We start from the raw sequence: 16,383 nt of genomic DNA on the forward strand, positions 1-16,383 counted from the left end.
TTCCTTTGAATACGCAAATAGCCCGTCCTTATGATAAGGACGGGCTATGTCAGTTGAGGTAACCGACTCCCTTCAGTCGCCTTCGGCGATAGCTCCCCTCACCCTGAGGGAAGCCAAGTTACTTGTCGAGCTCGATGGCCTTGTTGAGGGCGTCTTCAAGCTCCTGCTGCGCCTTGCCGTAGGCGGTCCAGTCGCCGTTCTTCATGGCGGACTGGCTGTCCTTCATGGCTTGGGCGGCATCGTTCAACGCCTGCTGGAGTTCGGGGCTGCGGTCGGAAGACGAGCCGGAATCCGACTTTCCGTCCGTGGTGCCGGACTGACCACCATTGGTATCGGAACCAGATTGGTCACCGGACACGTTCTCGGCATCGCCTGCGGCCGCGCCGGAATCACCACCGAACACCTGATCCAAGGCCTCATCCAACGTATCCGCAAATCCTACCTGATCACCGAACGCGACCAGCGTCTTCTTGAGCAGCGGGAATGAAGTCGCACCCGAAGACTTGACGTACACGGGCTGCACGTACACCAGTCCGCCACCGAGCGGCAGGGTGAGCAGGTTGCCGCGCACCACTTGCGTGTCGCCGGATTGCAGCAGGTTCAGTTCCTTGGACACGTCGGCGTTGGCGTTGAAGTTGTTCTGCGCCTGGCCGGGGCCCGGTACGTTCGAATCCTTGGGCAGCTCCTGCAATCGGATGGTGCCGTAGTTTGAGCCTATCTTGCCCTTCTCATTGCCGGCATCCGAGTCGACCGACAGGAAGCCGGTGAGGATCTCACGGGTGGACTGGCCAGCCGGAATGTAGGTGGAGCTCAGCGAGAACACCGGTTCCTTGGTGCCACCGGTCTGCAAGGTCAGGTAGTACGGCGGCTGCAGGATGTCCTGGTCCTGCTGGGACTGGGATTCGGTCGGGTCGACCGGCGTCTGCCAGAAGTCCTCGCCGGAGTAGTACTGGTTGGCGGAGGTCACGTGGTACTTGGAGAGCAGCTCGCGCTGCACCTTGAACAGGCTTTCCGGGTAGCGCATGTGGCTCATCAGGTCGCCGGAGATATCGGAGAGCTGGTGGTACTGGCCGGGGAAGATCTTCTCCCATGCCTTGATTACCGGGTCGGATTGATCCCATACGTACAGATCCACGGAACCGTCGTAGGCGTCCACGGTGGCCTTGACCGAGTTGCGGATGTAGTTGGCCTTCTGCGAGCCCAAGGATGAGACCGTTGCGGAAGAGACGGTGGTGGAATCCTTGGTGGCGGAGCCGAGGTCGGTCATCTGCGAGTATGGGTAGGCATCAGAGGTGGTGTAGCCGTCGACGATCCACTTGACGCGGCCATCGACCACGGCCGGATACACACGGCCGTCAAGCGTCAGGTACGGCGCCACCTTGGCCACGCGCTCCTTGGGGGAACGATCGTAAAGAATCTGCGATTCGCTGGTCACACGGTCGGAGAAGAGAATCTGATCGGAGCCGAAGCGGATTGCGTAGAGAATACGGGAGAACAGGTTGCCAACCGAGGGGCCGCCGTCGCCCTTGAACGTGGTCAGGGCGCCTTCCGAACCGGTCGGGTAGTCGAACTCCCAAGCCTGCGTGCCCTCCGGTGCGCCGACGATCGAGTATTCGGTGGTGTTCGGCGAGAAGTAGATGCGAGGCTCATACTTTTCGGATTCAGTGAGCTTGCCCTGAGTGGGGATGCCGGATTCGAAGAATTCAGGCTGGCCGTCGGCGGTCACCTTGTTACCGTAAGCGGCCACCACGCCGTAACCGTGGGTGTACACGGTGTGGTCATTGACCCAATTGCGGTTGTCGTTGCCGGCCAGGTCAAGCTCGCGGGCGGCAATCACGGTGTCTTGGGAAACGCCGTCGATCTCGTACTTGTCGACTGCCAAAGTGTCGGCGAAGGTGTAGTACTGCTTGGACTGCTGCAGCTGTTTGAATGTGGGGCTGACGACCTGCGGGTCGAGCAGACGAATCTGCGCGGTGGTGTCGCCCTCCTTGGCCAGAGCGCCCTGCTCGCCCTTGTCGGTTACCTTGTATTGCTCGGTCTTGAGCTTGTCAAGACCGTAGGCGGCGCGGGTGGCGTCGATATTGCGCTGAATGTAGGTGGATTCCATCTCCTGTGCGTTCGGGTTGACGCGGAAGCGCTGCAACAGCACCGGCCATGCCACGGTGAGCACAAGACCCACCACGACCACGACGGCAATGGAGGTCACCGGCACACGCCAGGCCCTGAGCGCGGCGGAGGCGCGCACGCCGATGGACGCCTGGCCTTCGAGCGTGTGGGAACGCATGAGCCAGATGCCCAGCACCACGCCGAGGATGGCGGTCAGCGCGGCCATGATGAAGGTGACGGGGATGTTGGCATGCACGGCGGTGTAGGAGGCACCGGTGATGCGTGAACCCTGCACGGTGAGCTGGTCGAAGACGCCGATCATCTGGCGCACTGCCCAAGCGAACATGTTGAGCATCAGCCAGATGCCAAGCTGGCGACGGCAACGCTTGGTGATGGAGAACAGGCCGCGTCCGTTAACCGGCATAGTAATGCGGATACCACCCATCAGCACATGAGTGACCACGGAAAACACAAGGCCCACGCCCAGCAGCATGGCCACGGCGGCGAGCACGAGCTTCAGGCCCGGCAGCACGAACACGTAGAAGCCGTTGTCCAGACCGAACTGCGGATCGGTGGTGCCGAACGACTGCGCGTTGAACATGAGCAGAATCTCGCTCCAGTTCGCGTTGAACTGAGAGCCGAAGATGACGCCGACGATCAGCGAAATCACCACGGCCACGCGGCGAGCGGTTTTCGAGCTGACGGATTTGCCGACCTCGACCACATCGCCGTTAATGCGAATGGTGGAACCGTCGGCCGAATCAGGGCGTGCTCGAATGGCCAGCCAGGCGGAAACGAAGCCGGTCAAGGCCATGAGCAGCGCGTAGGCCACCCACAGACCGATTTTCACCCCGAGCTGGGTCCAGACCACGGACTGGAAGCCGAGCTGGCCGTACCACATCAGATCGGTGATGAATCGGGACAGGCCGAAGAACAGACCGACGATGATGGCCAAGGCCAGCACCACGCCGATCAGAATCTTGCTGCCACGGCTGCCTCCTGAGCCACCGGACGCTGGCTTACGGGTGATACGCGGATTGGCCGGGCCACGTGGAGGGCGGGATGACCCGGAGGGGCCGGCGTTGGTGTTGCGGGCCGGACCGTCCCCATCGGCCTCGACATCGAGGATGATCGGATCGTCATTGTTCGCATTGTTGCGTCGTGAATCGCCGCCATTGCCGAACAGTATTGAGAAAGGATCGTTAAAAGACATAACTCAAGCCTATCGAAAGGGCGGGAGGTAGGTTATGCCCTGAGCACAGAATGAGGCAGCGTTCTGTTCTACGCTCCGTTCTACGCTTGCCGGTATGAACAGCCAACGGCCACAACATATGCGTCCCTCAGCACACGCCACACGCCAACTTCGGCACAGGAGCACTCCAATCGTGGCGACAATATGTGCTTTGGCAGTGGTGTTGGCCGGCGTGGCAGCCTACGGATGGCATGTCGGATGGTTCGCCAAATCCACATCAAACGGCAACACCACCACTCCCCAGACCTCCCAGACAAGTGCGTTACCACGCGCCGACGTTCCTTCCCCGAAGAAGAACGAACCGGCCGCACAAGCCCAACGTGCGGTATCCGCCATGACACTTGAGGAACGTGTGGGACAGTTAGTGATGGTGCCGTTGCTTGCCGGTTCCGATCCCTCCTCGTTGGCTTCAACAATCACCGATGAGCACATTGGCTCGGCCATTCTCATTGGCAATTGGAATACCGGCGCCGATACGGTCAAGACCGCGACCGCGCAACTCCAAGGATATGCGCCGGCCGGCAATCGTCTCATCATCGCCACCGATCAGGAGGGTGGTCAGGTGCAGCATCTGACTGGTACCGGTTTCGACACAATGCCCAGTGCCGTTGAGCAGGGCACAATGTCCGCTGACGCATTGCGCCAATCGGCAGGCACGTGGGGTTCGCAATTAGCCACTGCTGGCATAAATGTCGATTTGGCACCGGTGCTTGGCACAGTGGTTGGCAATCGTGCCTCAAATGCTCCGATCGGCGCGCTGGATCGTGATTTCGGATTGGATGCGGCCGGCAACGCCGAACATGGCATCGCCGTTATTGAAGGTTTGCGAGACGCTCAAGTCGGTGCGGCGGTCAAACATTATCCTGGGTTGGGCGCGGTAAGCGGCAATACCGACTTCACCACCGAAGGCATTCTGGATACGACCACCACGTTGGACGGGGCCGAGGCAGGTGCCTTTGACCAGGCGATTACCAAGGCCGATCCTGCAATGTTGATGATGTCGTTAGCCACGTATCAATCCATCGACCCGAATAATCCGGCGGTGTTTTCTTCTACGATTATCGACGGTCATATTCGCAACGTCCTGAAGTACACGGGCGTGGTGATTTCGGATTCGATGTCTGCCGAAGCGTTGAGCAACTACGATGTAAGCCAATTGGGAGTAAATCTTGTCGAGGCGGGCGGCGACATGTCCTGCATCGGTCAGACGGATTATGTAAAGCCAATTGTGGACGGCCTCAACGAACGGGCGAAGTCCGATCCGGCTTTCGCTTCGAAGGTGACGGCGGCGGCGACTCGCGTAATGACATTGAAAATCAAGATGGGACTGGCCTGACTGCTTATCCTTTGCACTGGTGAGGATTGATGCGCACTGATTCGCGCTAATCCTCACCAGCCCTCGTACAAATGCACACTAGTCCTCGTACGAATCGTCAGTCCTCGTATGAATACAGACCATGCTTGCCGATGTATTGCACCACGCCGTCAGGCACCAGATACCAGACCGGCTCGTCGTGTTCGGCGCGGCGGCGTACATCGGTCGAAGAGATGGCCAAGGCCGGGATCTCAAGCGTATCGACCTTTCCTTCGGGCAAGGTCACGCCGTCCGGACTGGAGTAGCCGGGGCGCGTGACGGCCACGAAGTGGGCGAGGTCCCACATGAGGTCGGCGTCCTTCCACTGCATAATTTCGGCCACGGCGTCTGCGCCGGTGATGAAGAACAGCTCGGCGTCGGGATGTTGGGCGCGGATATCGCGCAGGGTGTCGATGGTGTAGGTGACGCCCGGACGGTCGATGTCGACACGCGAGACGGTGAATTTGGGGTTGGATGCGGTGGCGATCACAGTCATCAGATACCGATCTTCGGCGTTGGTGACGTGCTTGTCCAGCTTGAACACAGGTCGGCCGGTGGGTACGAAAATCACCTCATCGAGGTCGTATACCCAAGCTACTTCGGAGGCGGCGACCAAGTGGCCGTTGTGAATCGGGTCGAACGTGCCGCCCATGATGCCGACGCGCAGGCGCGTATGCCAGTTGCCGCGTGCGGAAAGCCTGCCTTTGCCATGGCTGCTGGCCCCGGCCGGCGCGGACAGGTCAGACATGCGCCGTTCGGTTTCGCCTTGGGTGACGGCAACGATTTCGGCGGGCTCGGCGGATTCCACTGATTTTTCGGACTGAACTGACGCAGCCGTTTTGTGGCTGTCGGTAACACCACTCATGCCTGGTCGCCCTCGCCGGCGGCGTCATCGGCTGATTCGGTTTCCTCTTCGATTTCGCCGGCGGTGGGATTGTCTTCCCTGGGATCGATCTTGCCCATGTCTTCATCCCATTCGTCCTGGACCACGCGACGAATTTCGGCGAAGGTGGGCAGCGGGAAGTCCGGCTGGTAGAGGCGGCGGACCTCGGCCACACGCTCGGTGATGCGGATGAGCGTGTCGGTCATGCCGTCAAGGTCACCGTCGTGCTCCATCTGGCTGTATTTGCCGATGTAGCCTTCCATGAGCTCCATGTGTTCGCGCACGATCTTGAGCTGGGCATCGTCGAGGTCCGCGACTTCGGGCGAATCGGTCTCGGGCCAACCGATGAGCACGGCGTCCGCGTATTCGAGCGACGCACGCTGGGCGGCGGAGGCGATGCCGTCCTCGATCTGCACAAGGAACACGTAGCGGACGATGCTGAGCCGTTCGGCCGCGATCTTCAGGCCGAGCTTGGGATCGTTGAGGTCGATGTCGGGCCGCAGTTCGCTTGCCTTGTTTGCCGTGTCAGCCGTAATGTTCATGTTGCCGTCCTCGTTCATGCGCGCACCTGTCCTGTTCCGTAACCGATCCACTTGGTGGTGGTCATCTCCCGCAATCCCATGGGACCGCGTGCGTGCATCTTCTGCGTGGAGATGCCAAGCTCGGCACCAAAGCCGAACACGCCGCCGTCGGTGAAGCGGGTGGAGGCGTTGACCATGACCACGGCCGAGTCGATGCGCTTGGTGAATGCCTCGATGGCCGCATAATCCTCGGCGATGATGGATTCGGTGTGGCCTGTGGAATGCGTGTTGATGTGGTCGATGGCCGCGTCCAGGTCCGACACCACCTTGATGCCCATTTTGAGGGCCAGGTATTCGGTGTCCCAATCCTCTTCGGCGGCGTGGTTGAGGTCAAGGCCCTCGATTGCCGCGCCGGAGATGATGCCGTACGACGTGGTGTCGGTCTGCAGCACGACGTTCGCCTCGGCCAGAGCGGCGGCGATCTGCGGCAGGAATTCGGCGGCGACATCCTTATGAACCAATAGCTTTTCGGCGGCGTTGCACACGCCCACGCGCTGGGTTTTGGCGTTGATGATGATCGGGATGGCCTTGGCGAGATCACCGGACTTGTCGATATAGATATGCACGTTGCCGGCACCGGTTTCGATGACCGGCACTTTGGAGTTGCGCACGACGGCTTGGATCAGACCCGCTCCTCCTCGCGGCACGAGCACGTCGATATGGCCTCGCGCCTCCATCATGGCGGTGGCGCCGGCGCGCCCGTACTGGTCGACGGATTGCACCAGTGCGGATTCGAAACCGTGGGCTTCAAGCACCGGGGCGATGACGCCCAACGTGGCGGCGTTAGTGCGTTCGGCGGCGTGGCCGCCTCGCAGCAACGCGGCATTGCCGGACTTGAGGCACAGGCTGGCCACGTCCACAGTGACGTTCGGCCGGGCCTCGTAGATCATGCCGATGACGCCCATCGGCACGCGCGTCTGGGTAAGGCGCAGACCGTTGGGCAGGTTGTATCCGCGCACGATCTCGCCGACCGGATCGGGCAGGGTGGCCACATGGCGCACGCCTTGGGCGGCGGCGGCCACGCGCGGCACGTCGAACAGCAGGCGGTCGAGCTTGCCCGCATCCATGCCGTTTTCCTTGGATTCGAGCATGTCCAGCGCGTTGGCGGCTTCGATGTCCGCAGCATGCTCGTCCAACGCGTCCGCAATGGCAAGCAACAGTTCGTTTTTGGCTTCGGTATTTGCCTGTGCAAGACGCTCCTGTGCGCGTGCGGCCTGATCGGCCTGGCGGCACACCGCGTCGAACACCTCAGGACTCAATTCATCGCTCATAAAAAACAAGAGTAACCCACAATGGGCCGCATTGCCCGTTTCGACCCATATTGCACCGAAGATAGCCGGGGATACAAGCGCGGCTCCCTCTGATGAGGGAGCTGCGTACATCCGCAAAAAATCAGTGAATCTGGTCCAGGTCGGGGTAGAGCGGGAAGTCTTCGGCGAGCTTGTCGACGCGGGCCTTCAGCGCGGTCACGTCGGCGGACGGGCCGGCGGCGAGCGCGGTGCCGATGATGTCGGCCACCTCCTCGTATTCCTTCGGTCCGAAGCCGCGGGTGGCCAGGGCGGACGTGCCGATTCTCAGGCCCGAGGCCACCGAGGCCGGGCGCGGGTCGAAGGGCACGGTGTTGCGGTTGATGGTGATGCCGCAGGCGGCGAGCAGATCCTCGCCCTGCTGGCCGTCCATCTCGCTGTTGCGCAGGTCGACCATCACCAGATGCACATCGGTGCCGCCGGTCAGCACGGAGATGCCGTTGGCCTTGACGTCGTCGGCCAGTAGTCGTTCGGCAAGGATCTTGGCACCGTCGAGCGTGCGCTGGCGGATGATCTCCGGGTCGGTGCGGAAGGTCTCGGGGTTCACGCCGTACGCCTCGGCGTGGTAGAAACGGCCGGGGTAGCCTTCGGCGTATTTGTTGGTCAGCACGGAGCCCTGGCATTGCAGTACCGCTCGCGGCACGAAGTTCTCAGAGGCGATCATCTCAAGGCCACTGCGCTGGCGGCCCAGTTCGGAGTCCAGCAGTTCGGCGATCTCAGGATCGGTTTCGCAGATCGGCGCGTTGAAAGCATCGGTTGCCTTCTGCGCAAGGGGTGAAGCGGTCATGGGTGCTCTTTGGTATAAGCGACAATTGATTCGCCGTTGTCGCCTTACCGTATGGCCCGTTTGCAGCCGGCCTGTTTCATGATATGGCCGGTCCCCGTTCGATGGCAATGGTGATTTTCGCCGGTGCGACCGGTCGGTTATGCGAGACGGACGGCCCTTCTGCCCACGGCCCACGCTAGACTGATGTGGATTCATCATCCCTTTCAGGCAGAAGGATTCATCGTGACAACCACCTTCCATTCCACCCGTAGCACCACCGATTCGCTGACCGCCAAGCAGGCGATTCGTAAGGGCATCGCCGATGACGGCGGCCTGTTCGTTTCGGACGCGTTGGGCAAGACCAAGGTGGACGTGGCCTCCCTGCCGGGCAAGTCGTACCAGCAAATCGCCGCCGAGGTGCTGGGCGCGCTGCTGCCGGACTTCACGGCCGAGGAGCTGGGCCAGTGCATCGCCGACGCCTACGGCGAACAGTGGTCCGACGAGCGCATCACCCCGCTCAAGCCCCTGGGCGACGATTACGTGCTCGAACTGTTCAACGGCCCGACTTCCGCGTTCAAGGACGTGGCGCTGCAGATCCTGCCGCGCTTCATGGCGCACACCACGCCGGCCGATGGCGACGCGGACGAGAAGATCATGATCCTCACCGCCACCTCCGGCGACACCGGCAAGGCCGCGCTGGCCGGCTTCGCGGACGCCCCGGGCACCGCGATCACCGTCTTCTACCCGGAAGGCAAGGTCTCCCAGGTCCAGGAGCTGCAGATGACCACGCAAGCCGGCTCCAACGTGCAGGTGGCCGCCGTGGAAGGCAACTTCGACGACGCCCAGTCCGCGGTCAAGCGCATCTTCGGCGACCGCGCCCTGGCCGAGCGTCTCGCCGGCAATTCGCACGTGGTGCTTTCCTCCGCCAACTCCATCAACGTGGGCCGTCTGGTGCCGCAGGTCGTCTACTACTTCTCCGCTTACGCCCAGCTGCTCGCCGACCAAGTGATCAACGTCGGCGATGAGGTCGAGTTTGTGGTCCCGACCGGCAACTTCGGCGATATCCTCGCCGGCTACTATGCCAAGCTGCTCGGTCTGCCGGTCAAGCACCTCGTGGTGGCTTCCGACAAGAACAACGTGCTGTTCGACTTCCTGACCACCGGTACCTACAACCGCCAGCGCCCGTTCTTCCAGACCATCTCCCCCTCGATGGACATCCTCATCTCCTCCAACCTGGAGCGCATGCTGTACTACTTGTCCGAGGGCGACACCCGTCTGATCTCCATGCTGATGAACGACCTCAACAAGTGGGGCACGTACGAGATCCCGGAAGAACTGCTGGCCAAGATTCGTCAGATCTTCGGCACCGGTTGGGCCGATGAGGATCAGGTACGCGAGTCCATCAAGCACTGTTGGGACGAGAACCACTACGTGATCGACCCGCACACCGCCTGCGGCTACTACCTGCTTGAGCAGATGCCGCGCGACCCGCTGACCCCGCGCGTGCTGCTCTCCACCGCCAGCCCCTACAAGTTCCCGCGCGTGGTGAACGAGGCATTGGGCTTCGACGCCACCGGCACCGACTTCGAGTGCATGGATGTGCTGGCCCACGAGACCGGCACCACCGCCCCGGCCGCCCTGCGTGGTCTTGAGACCGCCGACGTGCGGTTCAAGGACGTCGTGGCCATCGACGGCATGGAGGACTACGTGGAGAAGGCCGCCCAGGCGCTGTGATAGTCCGCTGACGGCACTAACTGACAATTCCCAACCGATACATGCTTTACCAGCATGTATCGGTTTTTTGTTTTCTGATGTCACAAGTCGAAGGTCCAGGCATGTTCAAGCATGTCCGAGCCTTGTCACGCGCGGCTTTCTTGCGGCTTTTCACCTGCAACGAGCCAATGGCGTGTTGCTTGTTTTTTCTAGGAAGGCGGGAATCGCCATGCTGCCGGCGAACGGGAAAATCCATGTGGTTTGTTAGGTTCTGTTTCTGCAACTGAATAGTCCCATGAGGGAGTAGACAGCATTGCGGCGAAGGGCCCGGCCCAAACCGCAATGTGGCAAGTCAACATCGTGGCCGTCGGCAGTTCCGTTACGGTCTGGCTTTGCCTTAAATGACGAGACTCATGTACCGCGGAGTATGCGATACATGGTCGTCAACGATTCGTTTGGCTGCGTGCCGCCATGTTGCGCGGTACGCGAGTGATATTACGCGGGTTTCAGTGCGGTGTGTCAACCAAACGAGAGGAACATATGACCACGGCCAACGGGCAGACGCCCGCACCATTCATGCAGGATGCGCCAGCAGTCATCAGCACGCTGGGCACCGATGCACATCAAGGCCTGACCAGCGAACAGGCCGCGCACAACCTGAACCAGTACGGCCCCAACGCCTTCACCAAGCCGAAGCCGGAATCGATGCTTTCCCGCATCGTCAAGACGGCCGCCGACCCGATGCTCATCATGCTTATGATCGCGGCGGCCATCACCCTGGGCGTCAACATCACCCGCGCCATGGCCGGCGGCCACGCCGACATTCTCGAATGCGTGGGCATCTTCTTCGCCATCGCCCTGTCCGTGACAATCACCGTGGTGATGGAGGGTCGCAGCGCCAAGGCATTCGAAGCGCTGAACGACATCAATGACGACACGACCGTCACCGTGGTGCGCGATGGCGAGGTCACGCTGGTGTCGCAGCGAGACATCACCATCGGCGACGTACTGCAGATCAGCACCGGCGACAAGCTGCCGGCCGATGCGCGCCTCATCGAATCGAACGATCTGACCGCCGACGAATCCGCGCTCACCGGCGAAAGCGTGCCGAGTGCCAAAGCCACCGACGCCGTGTTCACCGACCCGAAGACCCCGGTGGCCGACCGCACGAACATGCTCTATTCCGGCTGCTTCGTGACCGCCGGCAATGGCCGTGCCGTGGTCACCGCCGTGGGCGACGACACCGAGTTCGGCAAGATCGCCCGCGAACTGCGCGCCGCCAACACCGGTATGACGCCGCTGCAGGAGAAGCTCGCGAAGCTCGGCAAGGTGATCGCCGTGGTGGGCTCGATTGTGGCCGCACTGGTGTTCGTGCTTCAGGTGGCCCGGTTCGTGGCTTCCGGCACCGCCTCGTTCGACACGATTTCCGAGGCGTTCATCACCTCCATAACGCTGATCGTGGCCGCCGTGCCCGAAGGCCTGCCGACCATCGTGGCCGCGTGCCTCGCGGTGAACATCATCAAAATGTCCAAGCAGAACGCGCTGGTCAAGAAGATGGTGGCGTGCGAGACCATCGGCTGCATCAACGTGATCTGCTCGGACAAAACCGGCACGTTGACCCAGAACCGCATGACCGTGATCGAGGCGTACAACGCGCCGGGCCGCGCCTTGGAGAAGCCCGAGCAGATCAGGAACCGCATGCTGCTGGAGAACTTCTGCGTCAACGGCACCGCCGACGTGACCTTCCCGGGCGCCACCGAAGCCGAGGCCGGCGCGATGCCGGAATTCATCGGCAACCCCACCGAATGCGCACTGTTGGTCGCCGCGCACAAGGCCGGACTCGACTACCGGATTCGCCGCGAGCGCGCGACGGTGCTCCACACGTATCCGTTCTCGTCGGAGACCAAGAGCATGACCACTGTGGTGCGTGACGGCGACGGCATTACCGTGTTCGCCAAAGGCAGCCCGGAGAAGATGCTCGACCTGTGCGCCGTCGACGCCAAGACGCGCGGCGAAATCGAACGGGAGATCGCGAAGTTCCAGGCGCAGTCCTGCCGAGTGCTCGGCTTCGCCCACCGCCATATTTCCGATAAGGACGCCGACACTGCGGCTCTCGATTACGCTGCCGACCGCGCCGGCTTGGAATCCGGCATGATGTTCGACGGCTTCGTGGCCATCGTGGATCCCCTGCGCGAGGATGTGCCCGGTGCCGTGGAGCGCTGCCGCAAGGCGGGCATCGAGCTCAAGATGCTCACCGGCGACAACATCGTGACCGCCACGGCCATCGCCAACGAACTCGGCATTCTGGACGAGCGGCATATCGCCGTCGAGGCGCGCCAGATCGAGGAAATGAGCGACGAGGAACTGTCCCGCGAAATCGGCCGCATCCGCGTGATCGCCCGCAGCACGCCGGTTATCAAGATGCGCGTGGTGAACGCTCTGAAAGCCCAGGGCAATGTGGTGGCGGTGACCGGCGACGGCATCAACGACGCGCCCGCCATCAAGAACGCGGACGTGGGCATCGCCATGGGCATCGCCGGCACCGAGGTGTCCAAGGAAGCCAGCGATATCGTGATGCTGGACGATTCCTTTGCCACCATTGTCAAGGCCGTGCACTGGGGCCGTGGCATTTACGAGAATTTCCAGCGATTCATCCAGTTCCAGCTCACCGTGAACCTGTCTTCGGTGGTCGTGGTACTCGCCTCGCTGTTCAGTGGTCTGGCCGCGCCGTTCACCGCATTGCAGCTGCTGTGGGTCAACATCATCATGGATGGCCCGCCCGCGCTGACGCTCGGGATGGAGCCGATTCGCGACAATCTTATGGACCGCAGGCCCACCCGCCGCGACGCCGGCATCGTCTCGCGCGGCATGCTGGAGCGCATCATCGTCTCCGGCGCGTTCATCGCCGTGGTGTTCATGGCGCAAAGCTGGACGAACTTCATGGGCGGCACCGCCGAACAGCAGTCGACCATTCTGTTCACGCTGTTCGTGGTATTCCAGCTGTTCAACGCCTTCAACAGCCGCGAGCTGGGCAACGCCAGCCTGTTCGCCAATCTGCTGCGCAATAAAGTGATGATCGGCGTGTTCGCGCTGATGTTCGCACTTCAGGTGCTAGTGGTGCAATTCGGCGGCGCGATGTTCCGCACCGTGCCGCTGCCGATCGACATGTGGCTGAAAATCATCGCGGTCGGTTTCGGCGTGGTGGTGCTGCAGGAAGTTATCAAGACCGTCAAGCGCGCAGCCGCCGCCATCCGCGCGCGCCGCACGGCCAATGAAAGCGATTCCCAGCAACCGCACCAGCCAATCGCTCTGGATCTGGTGGACTGATAACACACCGATAACGGAAAGAGACCGACAGATTCCTGTCGGTCTCTTTTCATTCGCGGTCAGACAAATGCGCGGCTAGAGTTCTTTGGCTCGGTAGATGCGGATGGCTATAAGCATGGAGCCAAAAAATGCGAGCAGACACAACACGGCGAGAACAAGCGCCGTATGCCACCAGATCGTCAGGAAATCGGCAATATTCAGCAATAGCCATTGCCAGTCAACAGGCAATCGAGCCAGCAGCGCAATGACGGCATACAAGCCAACCATGACCGCACCAAAGGCCATCATCATCTTGCGGAAGGTGAACCGGTATGCACAGGCCAGCAGCACCGACCCAAGAATGATAGCCAAAGCGAAGATGGAGGCACCTGATGCCAAGGCACCAATCCACCCCATATCTGCTATATCGCCAAAGACAATGAAGATGCCACCGCATATCACCACATCCAGAGCCCAGAGCAGGCCAACCACCAACAGAAAGAGGTACCGACCTACAACTTGCGCAGTGCGTGAAACAGGAATCAGCCCTCGCATGGCACTGTGCCCTGCAGATTCCTCGGATGCAGCAGGCCCCAATGCACTCATACATGCCATCACCGATGCCAGACCTCCGAGTCCGCCCATCAGACCACTGGCAACGTGTTCATCGACATGGGTCGATATCATCACCAGCGATACCACGATAGACAGCACCGGGAAAACCAGCAGAAACACCATATTCGCCACGCTGAACAGACCCGTCCCGACACAATCGAATCGACATTGCTTTACTACGGATTTCCAGCTCATCGTCACCATTCCCTTGAAGCAAATATGCGAGAGGCAATTACATACGAGATTCCATATGCCACAACCGTCGTTGCCAATACCGCAATAACCAGCCACAATCGTTGCGCGATGACGGCATTCGCGGCATGGGCCAATCCTCTGGTCACCGAAGCAGGCGAAATAGATAGCAGTATGGATACAGCCAATACAACGACATAGATCACCATCATCGTGACTTGAAGACCGCCTAGTTTGGTCCACAGATAACCCGTGGGCACGATAAGCGCGATCATCAGCGCGGTGCAGAAACCTCCCAACGGCGCCGCCCACAGATTGCCCGCGAATGACCAATCCGGATTGACCAGCACTTGCAACCCGTCAATCAGCACGATCATCGCTATCGACAATACGGAAATCACCAATCCAACCACATATCGCGCGGCCACCTGACTCTTCCTCGAAGCCGGAATAATGCCACGAAGTCGATATCCGTTCTGTAAGTCAGCAACCGCCATGGTTAGCACCCACATGGCGCAGGTGAATACCGTCATGATGACACCCATGCGATAGCCGAAGCCATCACCATAAGCTTCACCTTGAAAGATGACGGAGAACAACGGTGCCAACAACAACGAGAACACAGTCCGTTCGCCGACGCACAGGTAGGCCATATCGACGCGCAATGCAGTGGTCAATGCATGTTGCCGAGACCGCGACACCCTCAGTATTGCCTCCATGGCCGCTCACCTCCCGCTCAAGTCACGATTGGAATCATGGGCATTGGTCAGTCGAATGATGTCATCAATGGAAGCCGATTCAACGACAAGCCCCGAAACCACCGACGCAACAGCATCAAGCCTGTCTGACCGGACCAGCGCATCGAATCCGGTGGCATACGTATGTGAGCCCAGCACCACGTCCGCAGGCAGTTGTGCCAGTTCGTCTGGACCGCCCTTAATCAGGCGGAACGATTCCTCAAACTCGTCTTTCGGACCGGTGTAGTAGAGACGGCCATCGGTGATGTAGGTAATGAAGTCAGCAGCACGTTCGAGGTCGGCAGTGATATGGGTGCTGAACAGTACCGAATGCTCGCCATCCTCAATGTAGGCATGCAGGATATCCATGAGTTCGTCGCGGGCAAGCACATCGAGTCCGCTGGTCGGCTCGTCGAGAATCAGCAGCTTGGCATCATGACTCAATGCGATGGCCAGCATCAGCTTCATCTGCATGCCGCGGGAAAGATCCTTGATATGTTTCTTGCCGTTCTGTGCGTCACCAAGGCCAAAAGTATCCAGATACTTGTGATAGCATCCACCGTCCCACGATGGATACAGTGGCGCAACGATACGTTCAATGTTCTTGACTTGCCACTGTTCATGCATGTAGCTGAAGTCGAACACCACGCCGAGTTGTTCTTTGACGGGCTCCTCGTTGGCGATGTTGTCGAGGCCGAGCACGTGAATCGAACCGGCGTCGCGGTGGATCATGTTGAGGATGAGTTTGATGAGGGTGGATTTGCCGGCGCCGTTCGGGCCGATCAGTCCCATGATGTAGCCCTTGGGCAGGTCGAAGGTCACGTCGTCCAGCGTGAAGCCGGAATCATAGTGTTTGGTGACGTCGGTGACCTGCAACGCCATCGCGTCGGATTCGGATATGGCGGTCATGGCCATGGTCCTTTCTTGAGGTTATTTCTTGCGGTATTCCTCTTCGAGCATGCGGTCCAATGCGTCCAGCGGAATGCCGGCGGCTTTGGCGCCCCGGCTTGCCTCGGCCAGGCTTTCGCGAATCTGGGTTTTGAGCTGACGTTGCATCAGTTCGTTGCCCTTGTCCATCACGAAAGTGCCTTTGCCTTGGATGTTCTGCACCACGCCCTCATCGGCCAGTTCGTTGTACGCCCTGGTGACGGTGAGTACGGAGATGCGCAACTCCTTGGCGAGTTTTCTCAGGGAAGGCAGGGCCTCGCCCGCCTTCAGCTCGCCGCCGAGCACCGCCGAACGGATTTGGGTTTTGATTTGCTCGTAGATGGGCTCACCGGACACGGATGAGATGATCAGTTTCATCTATGCCCCTTTCGGTTGCGGTTGACTAGCACCCCAGCTGTTTAGCTGTTATACAACACAGTATAACTGTTCTGCTTAACTGTCAAGGTGTGTTACATAACAGTTAAACGGTGAACAAACACCTCGCCAACATACAGTGTCGAAACATGGGCCGTGCCTACAATGGCCTCGGAAAGGGGGCACCCATGCCCAACAACGCCCCCGCCGACAGTGAACCGCACCCCGATTGTTGGACTGGAGTAATTCATGTCCGATGATTTGGAGGT

Annotated in this window: 12 protein-coding genes; 3 read left to right on the forward strand and 9 right to left on the reverse strand. The window is 60.4% G+C overall.

The features are described from left to right. Window positions 1-118 precede the first annotated feature (118 nt). Window positions 119-3,319, reverse strand: coding sequence for a UPF0182 family protein (locus Q5H31_RS05825; RefSeq protein WP_302457590.1), 3,201 nt, complete (start codon window positions 3,317-3,319; stop codon window positions 119-121). A gap of 172 nt (window positions 3,320-3,491) precedes the next feature. Here Q5H31_RS05825 and Q5H31_RS05830 point away from each other — a divergent pair, with 172 nt between their 5' ends. Next, a complete protein-coding gene (locus tag Q5H31_RS05830; RefSeq protein WP_302457591.1) occupies window positions 3,492-4,694 on the forward strand; it encodes a glycoside hydrolase family 3 N-terminal domain-containing protein in 1,203 nt (400 codons plus the stop codon). Between the two features lie 97 nt (window positions 4,695-4,791). On the opposite strand, the gene nadD is transcribed toward Q5H31_RS05830, so the two are convergent. The 4 genes from nadD to Q5H31_RS05850 form a co-directional block, all read right to left on the reverse strand. Continuing rightward, window positions 4,792-5,577, reverse strand: coding sequence for a nicotinate-nucleotide adenylyltransferase (gene nadD / locus Q5H31_RS05835; RefSeq protein ID WP_007051134.1), 786 nt, complete (start codon window positions 5,575-5,577; stop codon window positions 4,792-4,794). Beyond that, window positions 5,574-6,155: a hypothetical protein gene (locus Q5H31_RS05840; protein ID WP_007053591.1), complete on the reverse strand. Its 582-nt coding sequence runs from the start codon at window positions 6,153-6,155 to the stop codon at window positions 5,574-5,576. Before Q5H31_RS05840 ends, nadD begins: the two co-directional genes overlap by 4 nt. Then, window positions 6,152-7,447 carry a glutamate-5-semialdehyde dehydrogenase gene (locus Q5H31_RS05845; protein WP_192941268.1) on the reverse strand — a complete coding sequence of 432 codons (1,296 nt, stop codon included), beginning with the start codon at window positions 7,445-7,447 and terminating at the stop codon, window positions 6,152-6,154. Before Q5H31_RS05845 ends, Q5H31_RS05840 begins: the two co-directional genes overlap by 4 nt. A 121-nt stretch (window positions 7,448-7,568) precedes the next feature. Further along, complete coding sequence (locus Q5H31_RS05850) at window positions 7,569-8,270, reverse strand: hypothetical protein (RefSeq protein ID WP_007051137.1); 702 nt, start codon at window positions 8,268-8,270, stop codon at window positions 7,569-7,571. Between the two features lie 222 nt (window positions 8,271-8,492). On the opposite strand from Q5H31_RS05850, the gene thrC reads away from it, so the two are divergent. Together thrC and Q5H31_RS05860 are read left to right on the forward strand one after the other, a co-directional pair. Beyond that, entirely contained in the window at window positions 8,493-9,983 is a 1,491-nt protein-coding gene (gene thrC / locus Q5H31_RS05855; RefSeq protein WP_007051138.1) for a threonine synthase, read from the forward strand. A gap of 519 nt (window positions 9,984-10,502) precedes the next feature. Then, window positions 10,503-13,289: a calcium-translocating P-type ATPase, PMCA-type gene (locus Q5H31_RS05860; RefSeq protein ID WP_014485762.1), complete on the forward strand. Its 2,787-nt coding sequence runs from the start codon at window positions 10,503-10,505 to the stop codon at window positions 13,287-13,289. Between the two features lie 75 nt (window positions 13,290-13,364). Here the strand turns inward: Q5H31_RS05860 and Q5H31_RS05865 are convergent, their stop codons facing one another. Genes Q5H31_RS05865 through Q5H31_RS05880 form a run of 4 tightly spaced genes read right to left on the reverse strand, consistent with a single transcriptional unit; the run spans window position 13,365 to window position 16,117 of the window. After that, window positions 13,365-14,078, reverse strand: a complete 714-nt coding sequence (locus tag Q5H31_RS05865; protein ID WP_077382201.1) for an ABC-2 transporter permease — start codon at window positions 14,076-14,078, stop codon at window positions 13,365-13,367. 2 nt (window positions 14,079-14,080) lie between these two features. Next, window positions 14,081-14,794 (reverse strand): ABC-2 transporter permease, encoded by a 714-nt coding sequence (locus Q5H31_RS05870; RefSeq protein WP_302457592.1) that lies wholly within the window; start codon window positions 14,792-14,794, stop codon window positions 14,081-14,083. Window positions 14,795-14,800: 6 nt separating this feature from the next. Further along, a complete protein-coding gene (locus Q5H31_RS05875; RefSeq protein WP_014485765.1) occupies window positions 14,801-15,721 on the reverse strand; it encodes an ABC transporter ATP-binding protein in 921 nt (306 codons plus the stop codon). Between the two features lie 21 nt (window positions 15,722-15,742). Further along, window positions 15,743-16,117 carry a GntR family transcriptional regulator gene (locus Q5H31_RS05880; protein ID WP_014485766.1) on the reverse strand — a complete coding sequence of 125 codons (375 nt, stop codon included), beginning with the start codon at window positions 16,115-16,117 and terminating at the stop codon, window positions 15,743-15,745. Window positions 16,118-16,383 lie beyond the last annotated feature (266 nt).

The organism is uncultured Bifidobacterium sp. (assembly GCF_959020155.1).
Classification (GTDB): domain Bacteria; phylum Actinomycetota; class Actinomycetes; order Actinomycetales; family Bifidobacteriaceae; genus Bifidobacterium.

Bases quoted from the DNA above. Each gene is read 5' to 3' on its own strand.
- Q5H31_RS05825 (WP_302457590.1), bottom strand. From the start codon at position 3,319: ATGTCTTTTAACGATCCTTTCTCAATACTGTTCGGCAATGGCGGCGAT.
- nadD (WP_007051134.1), bottom strand. From the start codon at position 5,577: ATGAGTGGTGTTACCGACAGCCACAAAACGGCTGCGTCAGTTCAGTCC.
- Q5H31_RS05840 (WP_007053591.1), bottom strand. From the start codon at position 6,155: ATGAACGAGGACGGCAACATGAACATTACGGCTGACACGGCAAACAAG.
- Q5H31_RS05845 (WP_192941268.1), bottom strand. From the start codon at position 7,447: ATGAGCGATGAATTGAGTCCTGAGGTGTTCGACGCGGTGTGCCGCCAG.
- Q5H31_RS05850 (WP_007051137.1), bottom strand. From the start codon at position 8,270: ATGACCGCTTCACCCCTTGCGCAGAAGGCAACCGATGCTTTCAACGCG.
- Q5H31_RS05860 (WP_014485762.1), top strand. From the start codon at position 10,503: ATGACCACGGCCAACGGGCAGACGCCCGCACCATTCATGCAGGATGCG.
- Q5H31_RS05865 (WP_077382201.1), bottom strand. From the start codon at position 14,078: ATGAGCTGGAAATCCGTAGTAAAGCAATGTCGATTCGATTGTGTCGGG.
- Q5H31_RS05870 (WP_302457592.1), bottom strand. From the start codon at position 14,794: ATGGAGGCAATACTGAGGGTGTCGCGGTCTCGGCAACATGCATTGACC.
- Q5H31_RS05875 (WP_014485765.1), bottom strand. From the start codon at position 15,721: ATGACCGCCATATCCGAATCCGACGCGATGGCGTTGCAGGTCACCGAC.
- Q5H31_RS05880 (WP_014485766.1), bottom strand. From the start codon at position 16,117: ATGAAACTGATCATCTCATCCGTGTCCGGTGAGCCCATCTACGAGCAA.